Here is a 23,022-nt window from a genome sequence, read left to right as displayed (position 1 = left end):
GCCATTCTAACCTAAGGTTACACTATTACAGGTATGCGACAGCACCACCGCGCCGTCCATCTCCTGTCTCGGGACTCCAGATCTCTCTGGTTGGCAGTCGGAATGGTTGCTGGGCGATCCCGAAGGCCATATCGAGCCTGGCGAGACCACGAGTGTTACCGCAGCGCGCGGCCTTCCAGGAAGCGACTTTCAGGAGAGGGCGGAGCCTGCCGTGAGGCAAGCTAGTTCCTTGATACAGAAGCCTATGCCGAAAGCGCTCCAGCCCCGGCAGTCCGATATTCCGGCAGCCTGGCTGGCGCTTTCAGCAACAGACGCTTGACCTGCAAACCCTCAGCCACACCATCCTCCAAATCCTGTCCATTTCGATCAAGGCCCGAGATCGACCGGCATAGATCACAGCGCTACCGCCTCCCGGCAAATCGACGGGCCGTCCCGGGCGTTGACGCGCCTTTTGCTTTCGCATCTCGTGCAGAACGCGTCGCGGATCGGTCCGACTGGCGTCGCCTCGGCCCGGGCAGTCGGCAAAGCTGAAGCCAGGCTGCGGCGGTCTTCACCCGAAGGGCTTCCATCCCTGACGCAGCATTGCCGGATCTTGGCCAAACGGGAAGCGTCGCCGGTCTAAGAGACTGTGGGACATGGTGGGAAGGCGGTAGAGGAAAAGGAGGGACGGGAAAGCTGTGACGGATTGAGAGGGTTGGAGAGAGGCTTCGCCCGGTCCGTCATGGAGAAACCGACATGGCCCAGGCCATTCAGAAAATCACCCTTAGTACAGCCCGCGACATCCCCTTCAGCAAGCTGGTCCTCAGCCAGGAGAACGTCCGCAAGATCAAGGCGGGCGTGTCGATCGAGGATCTCGCCGAAGACATCGCCCACCGTGGTCTGCTGACCAGCCTCAGTGTCCGCCCCGAGCTCGACGCTGATGGGAACGAGACTGGCATCTACCGCATCCCCGCCGGCGGCCGTCGCTATCGTGCCCTCGAACGGCTTGTTTCGCAGAAACGGCTTTCCAAGACCGCCGGGGTCCCGTGCATCGTCAGCCTTGGTGAGACGCCGGAAGTCGAGGATTCGCTGGCTGAAAACGTTCAGCGCGTCGGCCTGCATCCGCTCGATCAGTTCCGCGCCTTTCAGATCCTGCGCGAACGGGGGCTCGGCGAGGAAGAGATCGCAGCCCGGTTTTTTGTCACGGTCGTGACGGTGAAGCAGCGCCTGCGCCTGGCGTCCGTATCCCCGCGCCTTCTCGACGTCTATGCCGAAGACGCGATGACGCTCGAGCAGGTCATGGCGTTCTCGATCACCAATGACCACGTCCGCCAGGAACAGGTCTGGGACACGATCTCGCGCTCGCATAGCCGTGAGCCCTACTACATCCGGCGCCTGCTGACGGAGACCGCAATCCGGGCCAGCGACCGGCGAGCCGTCTATGTCGGCGTCGAGTTCTACGAATCCGCCGGCGGTGTCGTGATGCGCGATCTGTTCGAGCAGGATAGTGGCGGGTGGCTGCAGGATCCGGCCCTGCTGGAGCAACTCGTCCTTGAAAAGCTGAAAGGCGACGCCGCGGCAATCCAGTCGGCCGAGGGCTGGAAATGGGTCGAGACGGCGTTCGACTTTCCCTATGGCCATACATCGGGCTTCCGCCGGTTCTACGGCAAACAGGAGGAGATGACCGAAGAGGAACTGGTGCGTTACGATGATCTTCGCGCCGCGTACGACAAGCTTGATGCTGACTATGCCGAGGCGAACGAGTATTCCGAAGACACCGAACAGAAGCTCGAACAGCTTGGTGTCGAACTCGATCGGCTCAATGACAGGCCGTTCGTCTTCGATCCCGAGGACGTTGCCCGCGGGGGCGTTTTCGTTTCGCTCGGCGCCGGCGGCGAGCTCAAGATCGAGCGCGGGTTCGTAAGGCCGGAAGACGAACCACAGGCCGAAGCCGGCCCGTCAGATGATGCAGGGGACGACACCGCCGATCATGGCGGTGAACTGTCCTCGCCTACCGTCGCCGACGGCGAGGCCGCCCAATCGGAGGAGGACGATGACACGGTCAAGCCGCTTCCAGACCGCCTGGCTCTCGACCTGACAGCCACAAGAACGGTTGCGATGCGCAATGCGTTGGCGAACAATCCCGTGATGGCGTTCATCGCGGTGTTGCACGTCTTCGTGCTCAAGACCTTTTACCTCTACGCTTCCGACTCATGCCTGGAGGTGACGCTGCAGAGCGCCCGCTTCCGCCAGACGCCCGGTCTCGGCGACACGGTCTGGGCGAAGGAGATCGATCAGCGGCATGACGCCTGGGGCCAGGATCTCCCCAACGACCCGAACGATCTCTGGGATTTCCTGATCAAGCTCGACGATGTCAGCCGGCAGGCGCTGTTTGCCTATTGCGCCGCGTCGTCGGTCAATGCCGTGATCGAACCCTGGAACAAACGGACCCGGGCGATCGCCCATGCCGGGCAGCTGGCCCGCTCGATCGGTTTCGATATGGTTGAAGCCGGGTGGACGCCGACGGCCGACAACTATCTCGGCCGTGTCACCAAGGCACACATCCTGCAGGCAGTTCGAGAAGCCAAGGGTGACCAAGCCGCGGAACGCATCGGCCATCTCAAGAAAGCCGACATGGCCCGCGAGGCCGAGCGGCTCATGGCGGACAGCGGCTGGTTGCCGGAACCGCTTCGCATGGCGGATGCTGTCAATTTCGTCGAAAGCTCAGATGTCGGTGACGGATCGGCTGCCGCTGAAGGCGGCTTCGGCGCCGAGACGCCGGAACTGCCGGAGTTCCTGACCGAAGATTCGGCGTCGTCACGCGAGACCCACGGCGACATTGACGACGTCATCGACGACGAGGATCTGGCCGCTGCCGAATAGGTCCTCTCATCCTCCTTTTCATGGCCCGACCGCCTTTGTGGTCGGGTCTCATTTCCAAACAGCCCGGCCATCGCGCCGGGCTTTCCTGTTCGAGGAGGCACCTATGCCCGACTTCACCATCGAGACCACTTATCACTTGCCGGTCTTCCGACATCGCACCTACGCAGCTGACACGCTGGACGAGGCGTGCCGAACTGCCGTTGCGGATGACAATTGGGATGTCGCCGAGAAGGATTTCGCATCCTCGGGCGCAATCCATGTCACCGGCATCTGGGAGGGCGCGCACGCGGCCAATGCCGGTCCGCCGGTGCAGATTCCACCCCAGTTCGACGAACCTGTCCAGCGCCGGGCGCGTCATTTCGAGATCCTGCTCGGCCTGTTGAAGATCTTCTTCGACGACGTGCGTGCAGCTCGGCCGCCCTCCCTCGACTGGCTGGCGCGGTCCGCCTGGGGGATTGCCCGAGGAGAAGCCATTCTCGCCGGAGACCCGGATCCCGAAAAGCCTGTCGATCCACCCAGGACTGGTCACGTGCTCGCCCAACTGCAGGAGGGACAGGTCCGCAATGCGGTCGCGGCCGTGCTGGATATCGACCGCAGTTTCGAGCCGCTCCCCCTGGAAGCGGTAACCGACGACGACATCCACACGGCATGCATCGCCACCGTGACGGAAATCGATGCATCGGACCTCATTGGCAGCGCCGAATTCCAGGCGGCGCTTACAGCGATCCGGGCAGCACATCAGCGCCTGCATCCAGCTTGATCAGCCACCATTCACCACAGTCCCAAACCAGCCCGGCCACCGCGCGGGGCGATTTCATTTCAGGAGACATTGCAATGAAAATTCCAAACACAAAGGACCGTCCGGCATCCTCCGGTTTCAAGGTCGATATTTCCCGCGGCGAACGCATCGGCCGGGTCTCGTCCGAATGGTTCTCACGTCCCGACGACGAGCGGTTCCTGTCGCTGACCGAACTCCACGATACCGTCCGTTCCCGGGCCGACCGCGCACACGCGCGAACCATCGAAAGCGCTGCGATCCGCGTCGAGGCGACACGCGACAATGCCGAACGGCTCGAACTCCTCGTCCCCGGTCAGCGGCAGCCGATTGCACCGACCCATTGGAGTTACGGTCAGCTCTGCAGCCTCGTTGGCGCACCCGCCACCTATATGCGCCAGCTACCGGCGCCACTCGCTGCCATCAACCTGCAGCATGGCCTGCTCAATCACCGCGCCGAACTGGTGAAGACGTTGGAAATGGACGATGGCCGGCTTGAACTGCGGGCCGTCACCGGCCCGGAATACGGCCGTATCTGGGACCACGAACTGGTCTCGGCGGTGATGAAGATCGCCGGAAACGGGACCGGCGACACGATCTGGAAAGTCCCGGGGGTACTCGATTGGGCGACGATGACCCACAACCCCTTCGTCGACATTACCAAGGATACGACGACGCTTTACGCCAGTGACCGCGACGTGTTCCTGTTCCTGGTCGATGACACCCATCCGATCGAAGCAGGGCGACTGCCGAACGGCGAGCCTGATCTCTACTTCCGTGGCTTTTACGCCTGGAATTCCGAGGTCGGGTCGAAGACGCTGGGCATCGCTTCGTTCTATCTCCGCGCCGTCTGCGCCAATCGCAACCTGTGGGGCACGGAGAATTTCGAGGAGATCACCATCCGGCATTCGAAGTTTGCCGCCCAGCGGTTCGCGCACGAGGCAGCACCCGCGCTGACCAGCTTCGCCAATTCGTCGCCAGCGCCCTTCATTGCCGGCATCAAGGCGGCACGAGAGCGGGTCGTCGCGCGCAAGGATGACGACCGCGCGGCTTTCCTGCGGCGGCGCGGCTTCTCAAAAGTCGAAACCGGCAAAATCATCGAGATAGTGCTGTCGGAAGAGGGACGGCCACCGGAATCGATCTTCGATTTCGTGCAGGGCATCACCGCGCTGGCGCGCACCAAGACCAATCAGGACACGCGTCTTGAGCTTGAAGGCAAAGCGAAGAGGCTCCTCGAAAGCGCTGCCTGACATGTTCAATCACGCCTGGCTCAGACCCGGCCGCGTCTGCGAACCCAATCGTCGTCATCCCAGAACCCGGTCAAGTGCCGGGCCTCTTTTTGTCTGGAGCACCCCAATGGCTATCCCTGATTATGCTTGCACAAATTTCGACACATTGCTGCGGGTCTCGTCCGACGGCAATCTGCGCTCCGCCGGGTGCGTGTGATGAACGAATACCGCGTCGAGCTCATCGGCTTCACCGACGGCATGCGCGACTGGTTGCAGTCGGTCGGCCTGTTCTCCGAGATGATCATTTGGAAGCTGCGGTTCTTCGTGCCGGTGACAGATGAGGGACCTAACATGCTGTCGAAGCTGATGCAGCGCCACAGCCTCATCGACATCGCGCGCCGGTCGTGACGGAGGCCTACCATGCTTTCCGCCTCGGAACTGGCGGGCCGTCTCGCGCAAGATGCCGAGGCGGTTTGCCGCCATTACCTCTCCGCCGGCCGCCGGGCCGGGCTGGCTCGTCGGCGACGTAGCCAACAGCAAGGGCCGGTCCCTCTACGTGCATCTGATCGGGCCGCGGGCCGGCCGATGGACGGATGCGGCGACCGGCCAGTTCGGTGATCTGCTCGATCTCGTGCGCGAGACCTGTGGCCTCGTGGACTTCCCCGACGTTGCCGAGGAAGCGCGTCATTTTCTCAGCCTGCCCCAGCCTGAACCGGTGTCGGCCCGCAGAGGCGACGTCGGTGATGCCTCAGCGGTCGAGCGGCCGGCAGCTGAGCGGGCACGACGCCTGTTTCGGATGACGCAGCCGTTGGCTGGCACGCTCGCCGACATCTATCTGCGCGAGCGTGGTATTCTGCGGGCATCCGCCCACGCGGCGCTCGGTTTCCATCCCTCCTGCTACTATCGCGATCTCCTGACGGGCCAGACGAGCAGCCATCCGGCCCTGATCGCGGCCGTTACTGATGCCTTCGGAGCGATTACCGGCGTCCACCGCACCTATTTATCCTCGGGGCTCGAGCCGGACGGAGTGGGCAAGGCGAAGTTGGACGATCCCCGCCGCGCGCTCGGCGGGCTGCTCGGCAATGGCGTCCGCTTCCGCTTTCCGGTGGATGTGCCTGTGCCGGTCCTGGCGGCAGGCGAGGGCCTCGAAACCATGCTGTCGCTGTCGCATGTGTTACCCGGCATGCCGATGGTGGCGGCGCTCACGGCCAATCACCTTGCCGCCTTCCGCTTCCCGCCCGGATGCATGCGCATTTATATCGCCGCGGACGCGGATGCGGCGGGTCGGCATGGGATCGAGGGATTGAGCAGACGGGCTCAGGAGTGCGGGGTCCTGCCGCTGGTGCTGTCGCCCGAGCTCGGCGACTTCAACGAGGATCTGCGCTGGCTGGGTCACTCCCGGCTGACTGCCAGCCTGCGGGCTCAGCTGGTCCTCGACGACGCGATGGCCTACCTGCCCGCATGAGGCCGGCCGGGAGGGCAGGCGGGCGGGGCCGGTGACTTTGGTGAAGCACGGTCCGAGCCCGCCTTCTGGATGGGCGCGCCCGCGGGCCTGCCGGGAGGCGACCCTTACCACGCGGGCCTCCGGCCTTCAGCGGGTCAGTCGGGTTTCTTCCCCTGCCGGGCCATTTCCGCGCATCGGCTCCTCCGAAAACCGGTTCCCACTTTTCGGGCCGATGCGATGGCCCGTCATTCCTCGCGAACCAAGAAGCCCTCCCTCAGCCGCCCGGCGCTTCGCTGGGCCGCTGCGCTTCGCTTGCGGTTCCGGCCTCGGCCCTCGTGACCGGGTTCGCCGTCAGGCCGCGAGAGGCGCGGCCCACCCAACGGAGACCAGCATGAACCTTATCCTTCCGCCCGACGACGGCCGCGAGCCCCATCACCCTTCCTCTCCGACCGACCGCTTCATCTACGAGATGCAGGTCTTCGGCTATCGCCCCTTCCAGGATGAGCCCGACCCGCGGCCATTGCCGGAGGAACCGCAGGTCCAGTCATCGATCACCGCGATCTTCGACGCCCTCGCCGAGATGCTCGGCGACACCCGGCTGGAGCCCGATCTCGACGACCTGTTCTGGTCGGTCCCCAATCTCTTCCATCGCGCCGGCGAGCGCATCCAGCGCGAACTCGACCGCAACGAGGAAGCGCAGCGCACCGGCCAGCGCGAGCAGGACGGCTCGGAGGTGAAAAGTGTCGAACTCGAACGGCTCGTGGCCGAAGGCATCACGCTCCTGGAGCGCAGAAATAGCTTCGAGTTCATGCGCGATTATGCAGCCGATCTCTTCGAGGCGCAGACCGGTTCGTCCTGGCGACCGCGCACCGGCTCGAAAGTCAACCACGCCAACATGACGGCGGCGATGATCGACAGCCGCGACTTCCTCTCCGCGCGGCGGCGCGCCGAGACCGAGGTGTTGATCCCCGCCGGCACCAAGATCGCCTTCTCCGGCGGCATGGACTATAACGACCACGAACTGATCTGGGCGAAGCTCGATCAGGCCCATGCCAAACATCCCGACATGGTGCTGCTGCACGGCGGTTCTCCGAAGGGCGCCGAGCGCATCGCCGCCTGCTGGGCAGAAGCGCGTCAGGTGACGCAGATCACCTTCAAGCCGAATTGGACGAAACACGCCAAGGCCGCACCGTTTCGGCGCAATGACGATATGCTGTCGGTCATGCCCGCCGGATTGATCGTCTTCCCCGGAAACGGCATCACCGGCAATCTCGCCGACAAGGCGCGTCGGCTCGGCATCCCGGTCTGGCAGGCTTCAGGAGATGGCGCGTGAGCGCCGTTTTTCCTGGAAACATGGAAAGGATGGAAAACATGGAGAAAGTGGTTTATATAGAAACGGTACTTTGGAGACTATGGCCATGAAGCAGTTCACGACGGGCGACCTCAACAAGCAGATCGGCGACGTGACCGATGCGGCAAGCCGCGAGCCGGTTGTTCTGACTCGCCACAAGAAGCCTCGCTTCGTGCTGATGAGCTACGATCACTATGAGCGCATGCGCACCGGTGGCGACCCCCGCCGCGCCTTTCGTATCTCGGAAATGCCCGCCGAGCATGCGGAACTGTTCGACGAGGCGCTTGATCGGCTGGCGCGCGGCGAAGGCTACGACGATGAGCCGTGAATTCCGACCCGGCGAGGTCATCTCCTATCCCTACCTCTGGGCCTGGCAGCAGCAGCGTGGTGAGACCGAAGGCCGAAAGCAGCGTCCCGTCTGCGTCGTCATCGCCATCCGCAATGCCGCCGATGGAAATACCCATCTGGCGCTTCTCGCCATCACCACGCAACCGCCGCAAACGGGTCGCGCCTCATTGGAGATCCCGGACATCGAGCGCAAGCGCGCGGGCTTAAGCGATCTGAAGCAGTGCTGGATCATGGCCGACGAATACAATTACGATGTTGTCGAACGCTCCTGGTACATCGAGCCCGGTCAGGACATCCTCGGCCGCTTCAGCAAATTCTTCATGGTGAAGATCGCCAGACTGTTTGCCGAGGCCCGCGGCGGAACCGGCCGGGTCAACCGCCTCGACTGAGACTTCCCGCATCCCCGCCGCCCTCCGAAGCGACATCCCTTGAAATCACGTCTGTCACTCGATTGCGCTCCGCAGAACTGCAGCCGCGTCAGGGACCGAGGATTCGGGCCTCCCGCCACCGAAGCCATCTTTGACGATGAGGATGGGATCAGAACTGTGCCGATCTCTCGCGATGGGTCCGACTGGTTGACGGCCAGCGTCCGTTGACCCGAACACCACCGACGCATGCCACGAGCGCGGACTCCGCGCGGCAGCAAACGGCCGCCTCGGCGAGGTCTCCTGCCGACGTCGCAATCAAAGACCATTCCCGTTCTTCATGTCGCCTTTCTAAGGGACCGGCCGCGATCAGCGTCAACCCGCAAGGGGTTTCCCTTCGCTACGCTGCGGTGACGCCTGCGGCGCGGCCCCTTCTTCGGGCGCCATCGGGAATGGTCCCGATGCAACGAAGGAGACCCTACCATGGCTACCACGATCGCAACCCTCACCGAAAAGACCGACGGCACTCTCGAAGGCGTCTTCGCCACCATCCGCGTCAATGCCCCCATCGCCCTCGTCCCGAACGCCAACAAGGCGAGCGAAGAAGCCCCGGACTACCGCATCATCCACCGCAAGACAGGCTTCGAGATCGGCGCAGGCTGGAACCGCATCTCCCGGCAGACCGGCGAGGAATACATCTCCACGAAGCTCGAGGCACCCGAGATCGGCGTGATCTTCGGCAACGTCGCCCCGGCCCCCGGTGGCGAGCCCGGCAAGAAAGTAATCCTCTGGAACAGCCCGGCCTGAACCGGACCGCCGGCCCCGCAAGCGGGGCCGGCACAACCATTCGAGCCGAGGAATTGCCATGATCACCATCGATCGTATCCATGCTGTCTGCGATGACAAAACGGCCGTTGGTGAGCGGAGCTTTGTCGATAGCCTGCTGCTGCTCCCGCTGACCGATAGGGAGTGCCACGATCGTTTTGCGCCGAACCACCTCGTCCGCAGCCGTGCCGGCGACGCCGTCGTCCACGGCTGGAGCCATGCACCGCCGACGCGACGACGGACATCGCCCTGCTGATCGACGGCCCCGCCGGTCGTCGCACCCATGCCTATGACGGCCGTTTCGTGTCGACGAGTCCGGAGTGGCTGCTCGTGGTCGGTCGTATGGCGGCGGTCAGCACCGCCGCTTGACGTGTGAGCGGCAGGCGCGGCCTGCCGCTTTCGGGTGCCCTACGGAGAGGAAATGTCTGCTCAGTCCGTCCGAGGATGTCATGGCGCCATGCCGGCCTCAAGGACGAGCGGTGCCCCCAATTTTGCCTCCGCTCCGGTTCCCTCCGCTCTGACAATCGGCTCCCCCACTCGCCGGCTCCGCCGGTCGCTGGCGCGATCCTTGACCCCATCATGCCCCCATGACCGCCCGCGTCGTCTTTCACATCAACAAGGAGATGATGACGATGCTGCTGGAACAACACATCGAAGAGCTTCGGCTGGAACTGCGCGAAGCAATCGACCCGGTCGAGCGCCGGGAGATCGAAATCGAACTGGAACTGGCACGTGCCGAGCTTGCTGTGATCATCGCCGAGCAGGATGGCTGGTTCACCAGCGAGCCTCCTTTCTGAAGAGGCTCTTGCCATGTCGCCGAGCCTGGGGCGCCGGATCGACCGGCGCCCCAGGCTCGAATGATCGCCTCACTCCCGATGATATTCCACATCTTGGGCATGCTCGCCGGCAGGACCAGCATTACCCAGTCGATAGCATCGACATCCCCGATAGTGCCGCCTGGCGTCGCGCTGCCGCCCAGCACTGGCTGGACAAAGCTGTAGGGTGCTTACTTGTTTAGCGCATCCTTCAGCGCCTTGGCGGGCGTGAAAGCCAGCTTCTTTGCAGCGGCGACCTTGATGGTCGCGCCGGTCGCCGGATTGCGCGCTTCACGCTCCGGTGTTTCTTTCACCTTGAACTTGCCGAAGCCGGGCAGGGAGGTTTCGTTGCCGGCAACGGCCGCTTGCGTGATCGAGGCGATAACCGCCTCGACAACCGCTTTTCCCTGAGCCTTGGTCAGCCCATGTTCTCCGGCGATCTTGTCGGCAATTTCGTTGGTGGTGGTCATGTTGGTCTCCGCATCATCATTGATCCGGAATCTCTGCCAGTCGATCCGCGCGTTGTCATGGATGCAATGCAGAAAAGGTCGGCGATCCGGGCGGATTTCCACAGTTTCCAACCGGTCTGCAGCCCTTTGCGCGCCGTCGACGGGCCAGTTCAAGGACATGCAGCGCTGCGTCCATTTCCGAAGCGAAGACCTCTGACTTCTCGCCGCCGCGCTTTCCATTCCGTCCCCGGCAGCGCAGGGCGACAGCTTTGCCGAATAAGGTCGGTTGGATGGAAAGCGTGCAATAGCGTGCCATGTTTCGAGTGCGGTCGATCGGCTGGCAGTAAATCCGAAAACTGTACTGCACTCGATCACTCGCGCATTCAAATCAAATCTTCTTGCATCCCGGGCGGCAACTACAGAAGACATTTGAATCGGTCGTCGTGGATCGATTCACCACAATGATATCAACCGAATGTCAGATCATCCGAGAGGAAGGGAAGGCATCTCGCCTTCGGCTACGCGCCAGATCCAAGGTTCGACATCCGCTCGCGCCGCGATCATCTCCAAAAGTGCTGTCTCAAATTCCTCGTCGGCATCCGGCGGCACGATATAAAGCGCTGCCGGCGACGGCCGGCGATGCGGAAGGGTAGCCGCTGCAATCGGCTGCGTCGACGACAGGTTGAACCGCAGGCCCTTGACGCTTTTCAGACTGAGCCGCGACAGAGCTTCGACAAGCCGCTGCTCGTAGGCATTTTCGATCGGCAGCCATTGCTCGCTTGCCGACATCAGGGCGATCTCGTCGATCATGGCGAGGCCGGACTGCGTCATGCCGAAGGTCGCGATGACGACGAGATGGAACCTGTCGTTGGCCCGCCAGAGTTCAAGCTCGGCAGCATAGCGCGACTGCAGCCGGCGCCAGGCGTCGTCTTCGATCATCAACCGGAAACCCGGCATATGCTTGACGACGATCTTCTGGCCGCTGCGGGCTGACGCAAATTCCTTCACCTCCCCGATCAGCACCATCAGTTTTCTCGGCCCGCACGACGGGGCGCGTATATCCGCAACAGCCACAGCCCTACGCTGTTCGATGGCAGCCTTGTCTTCCAGTCGAAAGTTTTCCGGAATGAGGAGCCGCTCCGATAACGCTGAGCCTTTCACCGTGGTCGTCGCTGCGGCTTCCATAAGATGACTACGCACCTGAAACCAATGGCGCTTGCCCGCCCAATGCGCCGTCCATTCGGTCAATCCACCTTGGTGCCAGAGGTAATGGAGAAGTGCGCGCAGCGACAGTTTCCTGATCTCATTCTTGACCGATCCTTCATTTTGCACCGCTGCACTCGCGCTTTTCTGCGCACCGCGCTTCGACAGGGAAAAGTCTTTGATGGCCAGTCAAGACGACGACTTCCTTCCACTGTGTGACCAACACGGAAGGGGGAGGCGTCTGTGAACGCCATCCCCTTTAAAAGGTAATAGGACGACCGAAAACGGTCAGTCGTCCTTCTCTCGACCACTCGCCGATAACAGCCAAGCTACCGCCGCCCCAAGCACCATGACGCCGACGATGGCTGCAGTTGCTGCCGAAGGGTTCCCGCGAGCTGCCCTGCCAAGGCCGTACCCTTCCTTTTGGAATTGCCGTGCGAACTGCCGAGCCCTCGGAACGATGTAGGTCGCAGCACTTCCCGTTGCGTCGCCCGCTTGCCCAGAGAGCGTGGCGCGGAGATCGGCCAGCTGTCTGCCAAGGCGGTCGATGTCGGAATTGTAGTCACGCTTCATAACTATCTCCGATCCACCCGGTCACGATCATATCCTCGGTCGCTACCACGATCGCGGTTAAAGCCGCGTGCCGATGCGCCGTCGGTCGAAGATGACGCTTGGAGTGTGTCGAGGATCTGTACCAATGCGTCGGCGCACTCTCTTGTAGAATCTGAATCAGCGCAGCGCAGGTCGACCCCCGGGTCCGACCGTTCTCGACTTGGATGCGCGCTCCACGTTCTAACGGCGGTAGGTGGTGGCCCATATCCGGCCCTGGTCCACGTGGACCAGGAGTTCGCGGTGGCGGATTGTCTGCTGTTACTTTCGGAGATGCCTTAGGCAGCGGCGAAGTGTCGGCCGGCGGAGACTGAGCGAAGGCGGCAGTAGCGGATAGTCCGACGAGCAGCGTCGTAAGGCGGATATAAGTTCGCATGGGATTGCCTCTGATTTCTAGCGCAGAGAGAACGTCGGATGGACGCCATCGTTCCGCCCTGAGAGGTTGAGGTGGACCATCGTCAATCGCCCGGTGGGTCATCTATTTGTCACTCAACGATCCTGACCACCACGAACGTCTTGGGATCGACGATCAGGCGCTTCTGATTGACGATCGCGAAGGCGAAGTTCGGCGTATCCGGAATAGGTGACAGCACGAGGTTGTTTGGTATCGGCTGGCCAACCGCGATCTTCTCGCTGACCTGGACAGGATTGGCAGGCATGGGTTGCTTGCTGACAAAATCCACCACTTTGTCGGGTGGAGCCGCCGACGGTTGCTGAGCAAAAGCGCCGCCGGCTCCCGCAACAAGGGCGGCAGCGAGGATAAAGTTTTTCATAAGAGTGCCTCTCCTCTGAGGGGTGCTCGGCGCCGAGTGTTCAAACCTTCGATGCGGACGTCAGGGCTAGACAGGAACGGAACTGCGTCGGCTTCGTTCCGCGTCAGTTCAATTGAGCCGACTTAAGGGCCGCCTCAAATTTCTCGCGTGCTTCGTCAGGGGATTTCCGGCCATCGAGGGCGGCAAGGGCGCTGTTCTCAGCCGCTGACCATTCCCCATTTTTCCGATGCGGCCATCCGTGCATCAAGAATTGGTGCGCCTCGAGCGGCCCGGCTATCAGTTGTCCTGCAGCTCGAACCGGTTTCTCCCACTTTAGCGTAAGCATATTAGATCCTCCTAAAGAAGAAATAGCGCAGCCCGAGGGTAAGGCAAATGGTCGGCTACGGCCGAACGACGTTTTGATTCGTCGGAAGCTCTCATCCAGGAACCAATCGGGTCGCTCGGTGCAGTTTTTGGGCATCATCCATGCGTCGCCCGAGTAAATATTACCGCAGTCCGAAGAAGCCGAGAATAAAGAGGACGATAACGACGGCTCCCACGAGCCATACGATGCTATTCATGGTGTCACCTACTGGTGGGTCTGATTTCAGATCCGGTTGGATCGCCAACGGAATGCCGTTGCGCGCTACTATGTTCCGAAAATCGTGGATCTAGATCCAAATCGTTAGCCGGCGCTCAGTTCTTCTGCAATTTCAATCGGCTTGGCCGCGATGTGATCAAGGAGTATGTCACCAAGCAGAAGGTGAGGTCCGTGGACGTGCCGAATGTCACCGTCAGCGTCGGTGCATCGCTTCCCGAAACGGTCGAACTCCACACGGTCGACGTCCCGGACGTGAAATACCGCTATGCCGTTGTGGGCGGCAAAACCGTGCTGGTTGAGCCCAGCACCCGCAAGGTCGTGCACGTCATCAACTGATCAAGAAGCTTACCGCCGGATTGAGCTTGTCTCCTCGGCATTTGGCGAACGAACCATCTCCAGGATGAGATCATCGCCTACCTTCACGGCTCGGACCTGGTTAAAGGATCGAACGCGGATGTTGATTTCAGCGTGGCTCTCAATGCCTGTTCCCTGTCAGCATCTGCGTTTCCAGCGATCCACTGCATCAAGCCTCTACTTCACTGGGCCCCGAGAACGCCGATCCGGTGACGGCTCGGGTCTGGGTTGACTTGGGCGCGCCGAGCGATCGCGTTAACTGTTACTTAAGCATCTGCTTGCGGACAACGAACGGTGTGCGATGCTCCCCTGACATGGGGAAGTAGATCATGGACATGCGAACTCAGACACCCGATGAACAATACGACCCTCCACCTGCGCACCGCTTCAGGGTCGAAGCTGCGATGCTGGAGATGATAGAGCACCTGCGGCAGGAAGGGCTCAGCCGGCAAGAAATCGCACTGATCCTCGCCGACGCCGCGGATGAGTACGTCATGATCTTGGCTAACATGACGGCTGAGACACAGTCTGATCAACAGTCGCGCCAGCGGCACCAGTAGGGCTGCCGAGACAAAGAAGCTCCGAGAGAGGCAATTTGAATGGACTCAAGGATGAGTTCAATACATTGCCCTACAGCCGCAGCATGCCAGCCATCGGGGAAGTTCTGGATCGATGCCCAGATTCCTCCAGACAGGAAGAGCTCGAACTTCCAATCCTCCAAACCCCTCATACGACGTCCTTGCTGAGCCGTAGCCGGCCTTCGACTAGAAGGCCTATCCGGCCGCGGCCAAGGCGGGTCAGCCGGATCGGCAGCCGCTTTTCGTCCAGCCGCCGACGGAGCAGCAGCAGCCGCGTTTCCAGATTGTCCTTGAAGTCTGGCAATTTCAGCGCAGCGTCGAGCCGAATTTCGCGGTTGGAGAATTCCAGACGGCCGCCTTGCTGGTGCTGTTCCAGCATCGAAGCAAGCAGCCTGCCGGCCACTCCCTTGATGACGTAATCGCCATCGATGAAAACGCTGTCATCAAAGCGATGGTGGACAACTTGAACTGTCTTTTCGGATGCCGGAGGTTGGGCCGAGACCGACCGTTGCGGTTCGGTTTCGAGAGAAAGCTTTTCGCTCAGGGCCAGTGCCATGGCCGCTTGCCTGGCAATCACCGAAAGAGCCGCCTCGTCGTCACTGGTGAAGGCGATGCGGTCGCGGCTTTCGAGGAAGAGGACGCCGCGCACCGAGCCAGCGGCGACGAGCGGCACGGCAATCTGGCTCATCGCGTCCGGCATCCCGGGAAGCGGGATCACCCGCGTGCGGTTTTCGTCGGCGGACGAGTCGCGCACTGCCGCGCCGAAACGGCGGATGCGGCTCATGTCGCTCAGCTTGACGAGACGCCCACCGGCGGCAGCCGCGCCGATCACACCTTCATCGACCGGAATTTCGGAGCCGATGCCGGACGGGACATAGCCCATGCTGCCAATGGTGATGAGCTGGTTGCGCTCTTCATAGAGCTGCAGCAACAAGGCGTGCTCGAAACCGAACTCCGCGCGCAGGCCCTCCAGCATGGCATCGATGATGCCGTCCGCGTCGGTTTCTGCGGCGATCGCTTCGGCAATCCTGGCAGCGCCAGTCAACCGGTTCCTTTTCGGTCGTGCGGGTTCGGCGGTCTGGACCTGGGAGGGGATCGGCTCGATGCTCACGATGCGGAAGACATCGAGATTGCGAAGCTTCATGACGCCAGCCATGCCGACCTGGGCGCTACTGGCGTCGATCTGAAGCGCGATGTGATCGAACAGCGGTCCCGCCTCCAGGGTGTGGGCGAAGACCAGTTCCAGCCGGAATTGTGCAGAATTGCGTGCATCCACCAGAAGCAGCATCGCGTGCGGGTTCAGACGGATGTTGGCGGCGGTCTTGGCGAAGAACTGGTTGGAGAGCGCCACATGCCGATCATCGACCACAGCGACATGCGAGAGATAGGAGATGTTCGGCAGACCGTCAGCATCCGCCGTCGCGATGATTGAAGGGATCACGCCTTCAAAACAGGCTTCGAGATCAGCCAGGGTCAGCCTGATCGGCGTCATGGGCTCGTGCTCCAGACACGTTCGCCGGCGCGCGAGCCGGGCGTCTGAACGAAGACCGACGCGACGCGCATCGTGATCAGCATCGGGTTGCGGTTGGAAAGCACCGGCATGATCAGCTCCGGTAGCATGCCAAGTCTCATCTGGGTTGAAACAATCGCGACGATGTACTGGGATGAACGCTCCACCTCGTCCGGCTCCGCGGGCCGTATGGTCGCCTGTCCCTTCAGTTGATAGGAGACATAGTCCGATGGCCGGGCAAAAGTGACGGCAATTTTTCCGTTTTCCCGCAGATTGGCGATGGTCTCGGGCCATTGCCAGGCTGAGGCCACGAGGTCGATCGTATCGCCGCCGGAGGACATCCAAGCGCCCACCGCCCGCCCAATCTCCGGCTGGCGGGCAGAGTTTGAACTGCCGATGATCTGCATCACCGGGCTTTCTATGAAGCCTGCGATTTCGTCCCCGAACATCGAGCGTTTCCCCCTTGGACAGGTTCATAGCGCAGTTAGGCAGGTTTTAGGATTCCCCCCGTGCCACTTAATGAGCTTTTAGGAAACGACATTCGCGAAGTTGGCTAAAGCGTTCCCATCGAACAAGGAGCAAGCCGATGCCCACCCAGAACCATGTCAAAATGCCTGAAAACGCGGTCGCCGTGATCGGCGCCGGTCCAGCCGGTCTCGTCGCCGCGCGCTTCCTCATCGCCCGTGGGTTGGTACCCGTCATTTTCGAGGCCTCGTCCCGCCTCGGTGGCCAATGGAATTCCGCCTCGGCCGCCAGCGCCATTTGGCCCGGCATGCGCACCAATACTAGCCACGTGATGACTGCCTTTTCCGATCTAGACCACGCCTCCGGAAGCGCCGCCTATCTGCGGCAGGAGGATATGCTCGATTACCTCGAACGATATGCCTTCACCTTTGGCCTGCTGCCGCATCTGAGACTGAAGGCGCGGGTCGAACGGCTGGAGCGGGCTGGCAATGGCTGGCTGATCCGTTCGACCGAAGACGGGCAGGAGCGTTCCGAAGTCTTCCAGCGGGTGATCATCGCAACTGGACGCCAGAACGTGCCCGACCTGCCGGAAGTACCAGGACTCGATGGTTTTGCCGGAGCTCTCGGCGCCGCCCACACCGCCCAGTATAACGGCCCGGAGCGTTATCGCGGGCGCAAGGTGCTTGTAGCCGGCTGCTCGATCAGTGCGCTGGAGATTGCCTCCGACATCGCGCTCGGCGGTGCGACGCAGGTGATCTCCGCCAACCGCCGGCAGCGCTACATCCTGCCGAAAATCATCGCCGGCGTGCCGACGGATTACGTGATGTTCAATCGGGCCGCCGTGCTGATGGAAAGCGTGTTGCCGCCGGATATGCTGGCCGAAGGGCTGACCATGAAGGTTCTGAAGGTGGCCGGTTCCCCGGACCAGTTCGGTGCGCGAAAGCCGGAAGGCAACGCCTTTGCAGCGGGCATCTCCCAGTCGCAGGGTTTTCTGCCGGCGGTGGCGGAGGGGCGCATCGCCGTGAAGCCCTGGATCGAGCGGATCGACGGTTACACCATCTGGTTCCGCGACGGGACGAGCGCCAATGTGGACGCCATTCTGTTCGGCACGGGCTACCGACTGTCGATGCCCTGGCTTTCGGAGGATATCGTCCGGACGATCCGGCTCGACGGCTATGGTGCCGATCTTCACGATCACACTTTCCACCCGGACCTGCCGGGGCTTGCCTTTCTCGGCCTGTTCGATCTGGTTGGACCTGTCTTTCCGGTTCTAGAATTGCAGGCGCGCTGGGTTGCCCAGTGCTTAGGGAGCAAGCAGCCGTTTCCGGCGCGGGCGGCGATGCTTGCCGGGGTCGAACGTTGCCGCGCCACCCGCTCGGGACCGCTCAGCCTGCCGATGCATGTCGCAGCACTCGCCTTCGCCCGCAATGCCGGTGTGGAGCCGGACCTGACGATCTGGCCGGATCTCGAACGGGCGCTGCTGTTCGGACCGCTCTCGCCGATCTCCTTCCGCCTGCAAGGGCCAGACGCCCTGCCGCATGCGCCGGCGAAGACGGAGGCTACCGCGGCCGCTTTCGGGGCGATCACGACCGGCGATTTCACCGCCGAGGAGGAGGGTATCCGCCAGCTCCTCAAACTCCTCCCGGTTCAGACGGCGGCTTGAATACTTCAACCATTGATGCACCTGATTCAGCAAGAAGGACCATGCTCATGAAATACCTGCATCTTCTCGCGCTGTCGGCGCTGTTCGCCGCGCCTGCCTTCCCCCAGAGCAAGCTGTCACCGGCGCCTTCCGGGACCTACGTGTCCGACCCCGCCCATTCGAGCGTCACCTGGAAAGTCAGTCATTTCGGGCTGTCGAACTATACGGCGCGTTTTACCAAGATGAGCGTCGAGCTCCTCTGGGATTCGGAGGACCCGGCGGCTTCAAAGGTGTCGGCGAGTATCGATCCGACCTCGGTACGCACCGACTTCCCATTTCCCGATGTGGAGGATTTCGACAAGAAGATAGCCGGCGACGTGAACTTTCTGGCGGCGCAGCCGATCAGCTTTGTATCCACCGATGTCAAAGTGACGACCGAGAACCAAGGCAGGTGACCGGCAACCTCACCTTTCGCGGCCAGACCCGTCCGGCGACGCTCGACGTGACGTTCAATGGCTCAATGGCAGACCACCCGATGGATAAGGTGCCAAAGCTCGGCTTCTCCGCTATTGCCAGGATCAAACGCAGCGAATGGGGCCTCAGCCTTCATGTGCCGGTGGTCAGCGACGAGGTGATGATCCTGATCGAGACTGAATTCGCACCGCGAAAGAAGGCGACGATTGAGTGAAGCAAGCGCGGCCGGCCCAACCTTGAGCTTGACCATCAGAAGACACGAATGGCTGATTGCTCGATGTCGGTCCGAAGCATCGGGCAGGCTGCTGCGTGTCGTTCCTCCGGGAACTGCTTGATCCCGACGAGATCAAGGAGCGAGAGCCGTTTGGCAGGGTCATAATCGATGAACAGGTCGAGGTCGCTCGACGCGTGGGCTTCGTCGCGGACGGTCGGTCCGAAAAGGTCCAAGGCCGTTGCGCCCATACCTCTCACGGCATCGGCGTGCTTGGAGTCTGAATGACGCCGGCTCCATTCATATCACTAGCTTATTTCATCCCGCTATCGTGCACATTCTAGAGATTCTGGCCGTCGGCGCTACGCACATAAGAGTTTCATGGACGGGGCTGGTAGCTGCAGCAATTCGATCCCGGAAACTCTGGTGGCGTTATAATCTTCGAACTCCCGAGCCTTGCAGTGCAAATTTGCCCGGTCGTTGCATCTCATAGAAGCGAAAGGCTGTCCCAAGATGTTCGGTCATGCCGATGAAAAAAAATCCCAGCCGCAGCATGGCCTTCTGAGACCGGATGTTCGTCGGCCTGATGACGCAGACCAGCCGGCGCAGAGGAAGGCGTCGAAAGCCGAACTCGATCGCGGCTTCAAGACTCTCTCCGGCGATGCCCTTGCCGGAGGAAAACCCAAACAGGCAGACACCGACCTCGACATCGTTTTCGTCATATCGGCGCAGTCCGGCGCGTCCAACGAAGGTCAGGTCACCGTTCGGTTCACGGAGATAGAGCATCCAGAAGCCATAGCCATAGCGATCCCACTCGTTGAGATAGAGATCGAGACGAGCGTCAGATTCGGCCCGCGTCAGCGGTTTGCCCTGCATGATAAGTTCGACGACAAGCGGATCGGTATGAAGGCGGTGTAGCGCGTCGCCGTCGCGGTTGGTCACCGGCCGCATGAATAGCCGTTCGGTCTCAAGATTCATCGGCTGCGCCCTCTGTTCTCGCATGGGCTCTCACGACCACCGCGCGCAGGGCGTCTTCGAAGACTGCAGCAAGCATGCCGAGGTCCGTCGGCGTCATCGGAGTCGAAATCGCTCCAAGGCCGACTTGCGAAATCAGAACACCGCGATCGCGCATGTACCTGACGACGTCGCCAAGCGTGGCTGAATGCCGCGAGGCGAGATAGGCCTCGGCATAACTTGAGATTTTACCGGCACCGATGAAGATGCGAAACAGCGATCCGACGCCAGTGACCGCGCCGGTCACGCCCGCGCTTCGAAACGCATCGGCGAGCAGGCGTCGCGCATCGTCACCGAGTTGATTGATGCGCTGAAACTCGTCCTCCGTCATCGCGGCCATCGCAGCCAGACCCGCAACCATGGTCATCGGATTGGCTGTGAACGTGCCTGAATGCGCGACATACGGTCGTTTGCCCAATGGCGCAAAGACCTTCATCACATCGCTGCCGCCCGCGACCGCACCTATAGGAAGACCACCGCCGATGATTTTGCCGAAGGCGGTTATGTCGGGCTTGATCGAGCTTTCGCCGAAGGCCCCGGTGTACCCGAGCCTGAAGCTCAGCACCTCGTCGGAGATCAGAAGAGCGGATCGGGCTGACGTCCATCGTCTCAGATAGGCAAGATATTCCGGCGCGATGGGAATGAGTCCAACGCGGGAGGGCAGGGGGTCAATCAAAACTGCAGCCAGCTCCCCGCTGTTCGCGGAGAGGATACGCTCGGTGTGTTCGAAGTCGTTGAAGGGGATTGCGACAGTCTGTTGCTCTACCGAAGCGGCTAATCCGTCGTGCTCAAGGGTGGAGTTCCCCCCGCCGTCGGTCCAGCCAATTGGCGGCGCGGAGACGTTGATCTCGACCGCGTCGTAGTTCCCGTGATACGCGCCCTCGCATTTTGCCACCAGCGTCCGGCCGGTCAAAGCCCTTGCAGCCTTGATGGCCATCATCACCGCTTCGGAACCGGTGTTGGTGAAGCGTACTTGCTCGAAATGCGCTACCCGGTCGCAGAGAAGCTCCGCGAGTTCGATCTCGGGAAATGTTGGGTTCGCAAAGCTCAAGCCCTTCATCAATTGCGCCAGCAATGCGCTTGTGACGTCGGCATGACCATAACCGTGGATAAGCGCGGTGAAGTTGTTCTGGAAGTCGAGATAGCGATTGCCATCCACATCCGTGACATAGGCTGCCTCACCTGATGCAAGATAGATAGGATATGGCGTGGCAAATGCTGAGCTTCTTGTGTTTCCCATGGGCATGACGCGTCGCGCCCTTTGGTTTGCTGCCGCGGAGACGTCGGTGATCAGCATGGACGCGGCCCCGATCCGTCGGCCGCAGGTCCTTCGATAATGGACCTCAGCTCGCGGCCTAACCAATCGACTTCTTCGACCAGATGGCTGGCCGTCGGGCAAACACGCAAACCCGCTCTTCCCTCGGCCACCGTCGGAAAAAAGATCGCGGACGTATAGAGGCCGCGGTCGAGCAACTGACGCGCCGCTGAAATAGCTGCACGCTCGTCTCCGAGCATGATGGTGCGGATGGGAAAGGGCAGGGAGGTCTGCTCAGTTTCGATCATGGCATCGAACTGTTTGATCCGCTCTGCCAATGCGATCTGGCGATCGAGGAGTTCCTGGGTGCGGTGAAGATTGGCCGATGCGATCGCGCCGCCAACGCCGGCAAGATTGACAGGAACCGAAAAGGCGAATGCCAGCGCGAACCGCCGGAAGAGGTCTTCCTGGCTTTGTGACCCGAGCATGAGCAGCGCGCCTGAGGCGCCAAAACCCTTACCAAGCGACGCGGCAATGATGGTGCGATCGCCAAACTCTTCGGCAAGGGATGATCGGGCATAGCCTTCCCCTCGGAAACCGAAAAGCGATATGCCGTGGGCGTCATCGATATAGAGGAATAATCCGTATTGCCGTTGCAGCCTGAGCAGTTCATCGATCGGTGCTGCACCGCCCATTGAATAGAGACCATCGCAGACAAAGGCCACGATCGGGTTTGCCCGACAGATCTGCTCGAGCATATCGACATCATTGTGATCGATGGTGAGCACTGTGGTCTCGGCAGCGACGAGCGGCTTGTGGACCGCCAGCGTCGCGTGGACCAGCCGGTCGAAAACGACAAGCGGCTTTTCGCCCCCGGTCAGGTAACCGGAAGCCAGGATGGGCATGGCACTCAGATTGGCGGCAAGCACGGTCGAGAACGTAATGACATGCGCCCGAAACAGATCGGAAAGGTTTTCCTCAAGGTCCGAGAGCAGCCCGAAATTGAGGCGCGTTCGTGCGCAGGACCAGTGCAGGGAGCCATAATCCGCGATCGCTTCGATGGCCCCCGCGATGATGGCTGGGTGATTGTCGAGACCGAGGTAGGAACAGCGTACGAAGTCGACGACTTCGCGGGTGCCGTTCTGGCGGTCGCAAACATGAACGAGGCGTCGTTCAACCGACTTAGCACTCAGTCCCATCACACCTGCATCAAACGCAAGAGAGAAGATGGGGTCGGCGGTTTTTATCATACGTTGGGTATTCCGCGTCGATCGCGGTTTGGCTGCAGAGGCCTGACTGTCTTTCGTCATGGTGCCCTCCCAATATCAGGGTAGGATGGTCGCGTGACGGTAATATTGCAAACGATATCAAAGATGTATAGGCGATATATCGACTGGACGAGAGCGCGGTTGGGAGTCGGCGTGCGCCCAACTCAGATCGGATGCGGACCTGCGCAAATCCGCACAAGATCGGCCAGGATCGTCCGAAGCTCCGGCCACGGCGCTTCCTCTAGGGCAGAGCGTGGATCCTCCATTTCCAGGAGGGAATGCAGCTTCACCGCGACGCCGGCGACAGATTGAGGCGCCGCGCTCCACAATTCCTTTGCCAACGCCTCCTCGACACGTGCGATTTCCTCCTCGGCTTTTTTTGCTCTCGTATATCCGACCCGCTTGTCCGCCGTCCTCCATTCGCTCCGGCTTGCGACCAATGCTGCCCTTGCTTGCCTCCGCATTTCATCCTGATTCGCGTTCTGCAAAAGACGGTCTATCTCCCGACCGGAATAGGCCCAGATGAAACCACCATCTTCGGAGAGCAGGACTCTTGTGCGGGGGAAACTACCGAACTGCCGGAGCAACTCCGTCTCGAGCTTTTGCTGCCGGCGGCAGGCTTC

Annotated in this window: 27 protein-coding genes and 2 pseudogenes; 17 read left to right on the top strand and 12 right to left on the bottom strand. The window is 61.4% G+C overall.

The genetic code is table 11. The features are described 5' to 3' along the window. Positions 1–735: 735 nt before the first annotated feature. The 12 genes and pseudogenes from GQ59_RS17795 (at position 736) to GQ59_RS17745 (ending at position 9,996) form a co-directional block, all read left to right on the top strand. A complete protein-coding gene (locus tag GQ59_RS17795) occupies positions 736–2,862 on the top strand; it encodes a ParB/RepB/Spo0J family partition protein (protein WP_037083680.1) in 2,127 nt (708 codons plus the stop codon). A 103-nt stretch (positions 2,863–2,965) separates the two neighbouring features. Further along, a complete protein-coding gene (locus tag GQ59_RS17790; protein ID WP_037083679.1) occupies positions 2,966–3,622 on the top strand; it encodes a hypothetical protein in 657 nt (218 codons plus the stop codon). A gap of 74 nt (positions 3,623–3,696) precedes the next feature. Next, a complete protein-coding gene (locus GQ59_RS17785; protein WP_037083677.1) occupies positions 3,697–4,887 on the top strand; it encodes a hypothetical protein in 1,191 nt (396 codons plus the stop codon). A gap of 1 nt (position 4,888) precedes the next feature. Beyond that, positions 4,889–5,083 (top strand): DUF6117 family protein, encoded by a 195-nt coding sequence (locus tag GQ59_RS33615; protein ID WP_432762592.1) that lies wholly within the window; start codon positions 4,889–4,891, stop codon positions 5,081–5,083. Further along, positions 5,065–5,274, top strand: a pseudogene (locus tag GQ59_RS17780) (strawberry notch C-terminal domain-containing protein); the annotation flags it as partial. The gene GQ59_RS33615 and the pseudogene GQ59_RS17780, both read left to right, overlap by 19 nt. 12 nt (positions 5,275–5,286) lie before the next feature. Continuing rightward, a pseudogene (locus tag GQ59_RS17775) lies at positions 5,287–6,331 on the top strand (DUF7146 domain-containing protein). 370 nt (positions 6,332–6,701) lie between these two features. After that, complete coding sequence (locus GQ59_RS17770; RefSeq protein WP_037083675.1) at positions 6,702–7,643, top strand: DUF2493 domain-containing protein; 942 nt, start codon at positions 6,702–6,704, stop codon at positions 7,641–7,643. 85 nt (positions 7,644–7,728) lie between these two features. Next, on the top strand, positions 7,729–7,989 hold the full coding sequence (locus tag GQ59_RS17765) for a type II toxin-antitoxin system Phd/YefM family antitoxin (protein WP_037083950.1): 261 nt from the start codon (positions 7,729–7,731) through the stop codon (positions 7,987–7,989). Next, positions 7,979–8,398 (top strand): hypothetical protein, encoded by a 420-nt coding sequence (locus tag GQ59_RS17760; protein ID WP_037083673.1) that lies wholly within the window; start codon positions 7,979–7,981, stop codon positions 8,396–8,398. Before GQ59_RS17765 ends, GQ59_RS17760 begins: the two co-directional genes overlap by 11 nt. Positions 8,399–8,857: 459 nt before the next feature. Continuing rightward, the gene (locus GQ59_RS17755) at positions 8,858–9,181 is read left to right on the top strand and encodes a DUF736 domain-containing protein (protein WP_037083672.1); all 324 of its coding nucleotides are present in this window, start codon (positions 8,858–8,860) and stop codon (positions 9,179–9,181) included. A gap of 58 nt (positions 9,182–9,239) precedes the next feature. Beyond that, on the top strand, positions 9,240–9,455 hold the full coding sequence (locus GQ59_RS17750) for a hypothetical protein (protein WP_037083671.1): 216 nt from the start codon (positions 9,240–9,242) through the stop codon (positions 9,453–9,455). Between the two features lie 331 nt (positions 9,456–9,786). Next, positions 9,787–9,996: a hypothetical protein gene (locus GQ59_RS17745; RefSeq protein ID WP_037083670.1), complete on the top strand. Its 210-nt coding sequence runs from the start codon at positions 9,787–9,789 to the stop codon at positions 9,994–9,996. Between the two features lie 209 nt (positions 9,997–10,205). Here GQ59_RS17745 and GQ59_RS17740 read toward each other — a convergent pair whose 3' ends face one another. The 5 genes from GQ59_RS17740 to GQ59_RS33610 form a co-directional block, all read right to left on the bottom strand. Further along, positions 10,206–10,484 carry an HU family DNA-binding protein gene (locus tag GQ59_RS17740; RefSeq protein WP_037083948.1) on the bottom strand — a complete coding sequence of 93 codons (279 nt, stop codon included), beginning with the start codon at positions 10,482–10,484 and terminating at the stop codon, positions 10,206–10,208. 462 nt (positions 10,485–10,946) lie between these two features. After that, positions 10,947–11,834, bottom strand: coding sequence for a DUF1173 family protein (locus GQ59_RS31255; RefSeq protein WP_280114051.1), 888 nt, complete (start codon positions 11,832–11,834; stop codon positions 10,947–10,949). 120 nt (positions 11,835–11,954) lie between these two features. Continuing rightward, the gene (locus GQ59_RS17730) at positions 11,955–12,239 is read right to left on the bottom strand and encodes a hypothetical protein (protein WP_037083669.1); all 285 of its coding nucleotides are present in this window, start codon (positions 12,237–12,239) and stop codon (positions 11,955–11,957) included. Positions 12,240–12,760: 521 nt separating this feature from the next. Then, positions 12,761–13,048, bottom strand: a complete 288-nt coding sequence (locus GQ59_RS17725; protein WP_051904042.1) for a DUF1236 domain-containing protein — start codon at positions 13,046–13,048, stop codon at positions 12,761–12,763. A 103-nt stretch (positions 13,049–13,151) separates the two neighbouring features. Continuing rightward, positions 13,152–13,373: a DUF982 domain-containing protein gene (locus tag GQ59_RS33610; RefSeq protein ID WP_037083668.1), complete on the bottom strand. Its 222-nt coding sequence runs from the start codon at positions 13,371–13,373 to the stop codon at positions 13,152–13,154. A gap of 387 nt (positions 13,374–13,760) precedes the next feature. Here GQ59_RS33610 and GQ59_RS17715 point away from each other — a divergent pair, with 387 nt between their 5' ends. Then, entirely contained in the window at positions 13,761–13,964 is a 204-nt protein-coding gene (locus GQ59_RS17715) for a DUF1236 domain-containing protein (protein ID WP_084683207.1), read from the top strand. Between the two features lie 347 nt (positions 13,965–14,311). Beyond that, on the top strand, positions 14,312–14,542 hold the full coding sequence (locus GQ59_RS17710) for a hypothetical protein (RefSeq protein WP_037083666.1): 231 nt from the start codon (positions 14,312–14,314) through the stop codon (positions 14,540–14,542). 166 nt (positions 14,543–14,708) lie between these two features. On the opposite strand, the gene GQ59_RS17705 is transcribed toward GQ59_RS17710, so the two are convergent. Then, complete coding sequence (locus tag GQ59_RS17705) at positions 14,709–16,052, bottom strand: GAF domain-containing protein (protein ID WP_341872395.1); 1,344 nt, start codon at positions 16,050–16,052, stop codon at positions 14,709–14,711. Beyond that, a complete protein-coding gene (locus tag GQ59_RS17700) occupies positions 16,049–16,477 on the bottom strand; it encodes a hypothetical protein (RefSeq protein WP_244447995.1) in 429 nt (142 codons plus the stop codon). The genes GQ59_RS17705 and GQ59_RS17700 overlap by 4 nt, the downstream gene beginning before the upstream one ends. A 179-nt stretch (positions 16,478–16,656) precedes the next feature. Here GQ59_RS17700 and GQ59_RS17695 point away from each other — a divergent pair, with 179 nt between their 5' ends. Genes GQ59_RS17695 through GQ59_RS31930 form a run of 3 tightly spaced genes read left to right on the top strand, consistent with a single transcriptional unit; the run spans position 16,657 to position 18,865 of the window. Further along, the gene (locus GQ59_RS17695; protein WP_037083664.1) at positions 16,657–18,198 is read left to right on the top strand and encodes a flavin-containing monooxygenase; all 1,542 of its coding nucleotides are present in this window, start codon (positions 16,657–16,659) and stop codon (positions 18,196–18,198) included. Continuing rightward, complete coding sequence (locus tag GQ59_RS30645) at positions 18,195–18,632, top strand: YceI family protein (protein WP_152564373.1); 438 nt, start codon at positions 18,195–18,197, stop codon at positions 18,630–18,632. The genes GQ59_RS17695 and GQ59_RS30645 overlap by 4 nt, the downstream gene beginning before the upstream one ends. Further along, entirely contained in the window at positions 18,629–18,865 is a 237-nt protein-coding gene (locus GQ59_RS31930; protein WP_051904040.1) for a YceI family protein, read from the top strand. The genes GQ59_RS30645 and GQ59_RS31930 overlap by 4 nt, the downstream gene beginning before the upstream one ends. A gap of 35 nt (positions 18,866–18,900) precedes the next feature. Here GQ59_RS31930 and GQ59_RS17685 read toward each other — a convergent pair whose 3' ends face one another. From GQ59_RS17685 to GQ59_RS32545, 5 genes are all read right to left on the bottom strand, one after another. Continuing rightward, positions 18,901–19,113: a nucleotidyltransferase domain-containing protein gene (locus GQ59_RS17685; protein ID WP_051904039.1), complete on the bottom strand. Its 213-nt coding sequence runs from the start codon at positions 19,111–19,113 to the stop codon at positions 18,901–18,903. Between the two features lie 181 nt (positions 19,114–19,294). Then, positions 19,295–19,840 carry a GNAT family N-acetyltransferase gene (locus tag GQ59_RS17680; RefSeq protein WP_051904038.1) on the bottom strand — a complete coding sequence of 182 codons (546 nt, stop codon included), beginning with the start codon at positions 19,838–19,840 and terminating at the stop codon, positions 19,295–19,297. Next, positions 19,830–21,173 carry an aspartate aminotransferase family protein gene (locus tag GQ59_RS17675; RefSeq protein WP_037083662.1) on the bottom strand — a complete coding sequence of 448 codons (1,344 nt, stop codon included), beginning with the start codon at positions 21,171–21,173 and terminating at the stop codon, positions 19,830–19,832. Before GQ59_RS17675 ends, GQ59_RS17680 begins: the two co-directional genes overlap by 11 nt. Further along, positions 21,167–22,441, bottom strand: coding sequence for an aminotransferase class I/II-fold pyridoxal phosphate-dependent enzyme (locus GQ59_RS17670; RefSeq protein WP_051904037.1), 1,275 nt, complete (start codon positions 22,439–22,441; stop codon positions 21,167–21,169). Before GQ59_RS17670 ends, GQ59_RS17675 begins: the two co-directional genes overlap by 7 nt. Before the next feature lie 122 nt (positions 22,442–22,563). Continuing rightward, a partial coding sequence (locus GQ59_RS32545; protein ID WP_051904036.1) for a hypothetical protein occupies positions 22,564–23,022 on the bottom strand: 459 nt, incomplete at its 5' end.

This window comes from Neorhizobium vignae, from assembly GCF_000732195.1.
Taxonomy (GTDB): domain Bacteria; phylum Pseudomonadota; class Alphaproteobacteria; order Rhizobiales; family Rhizobiaceae; genus Neorhizobium; species Neorhizobium vignae.
This window is presented reverse-complemented; position numbering and strand designations above follow the sequence as displayed.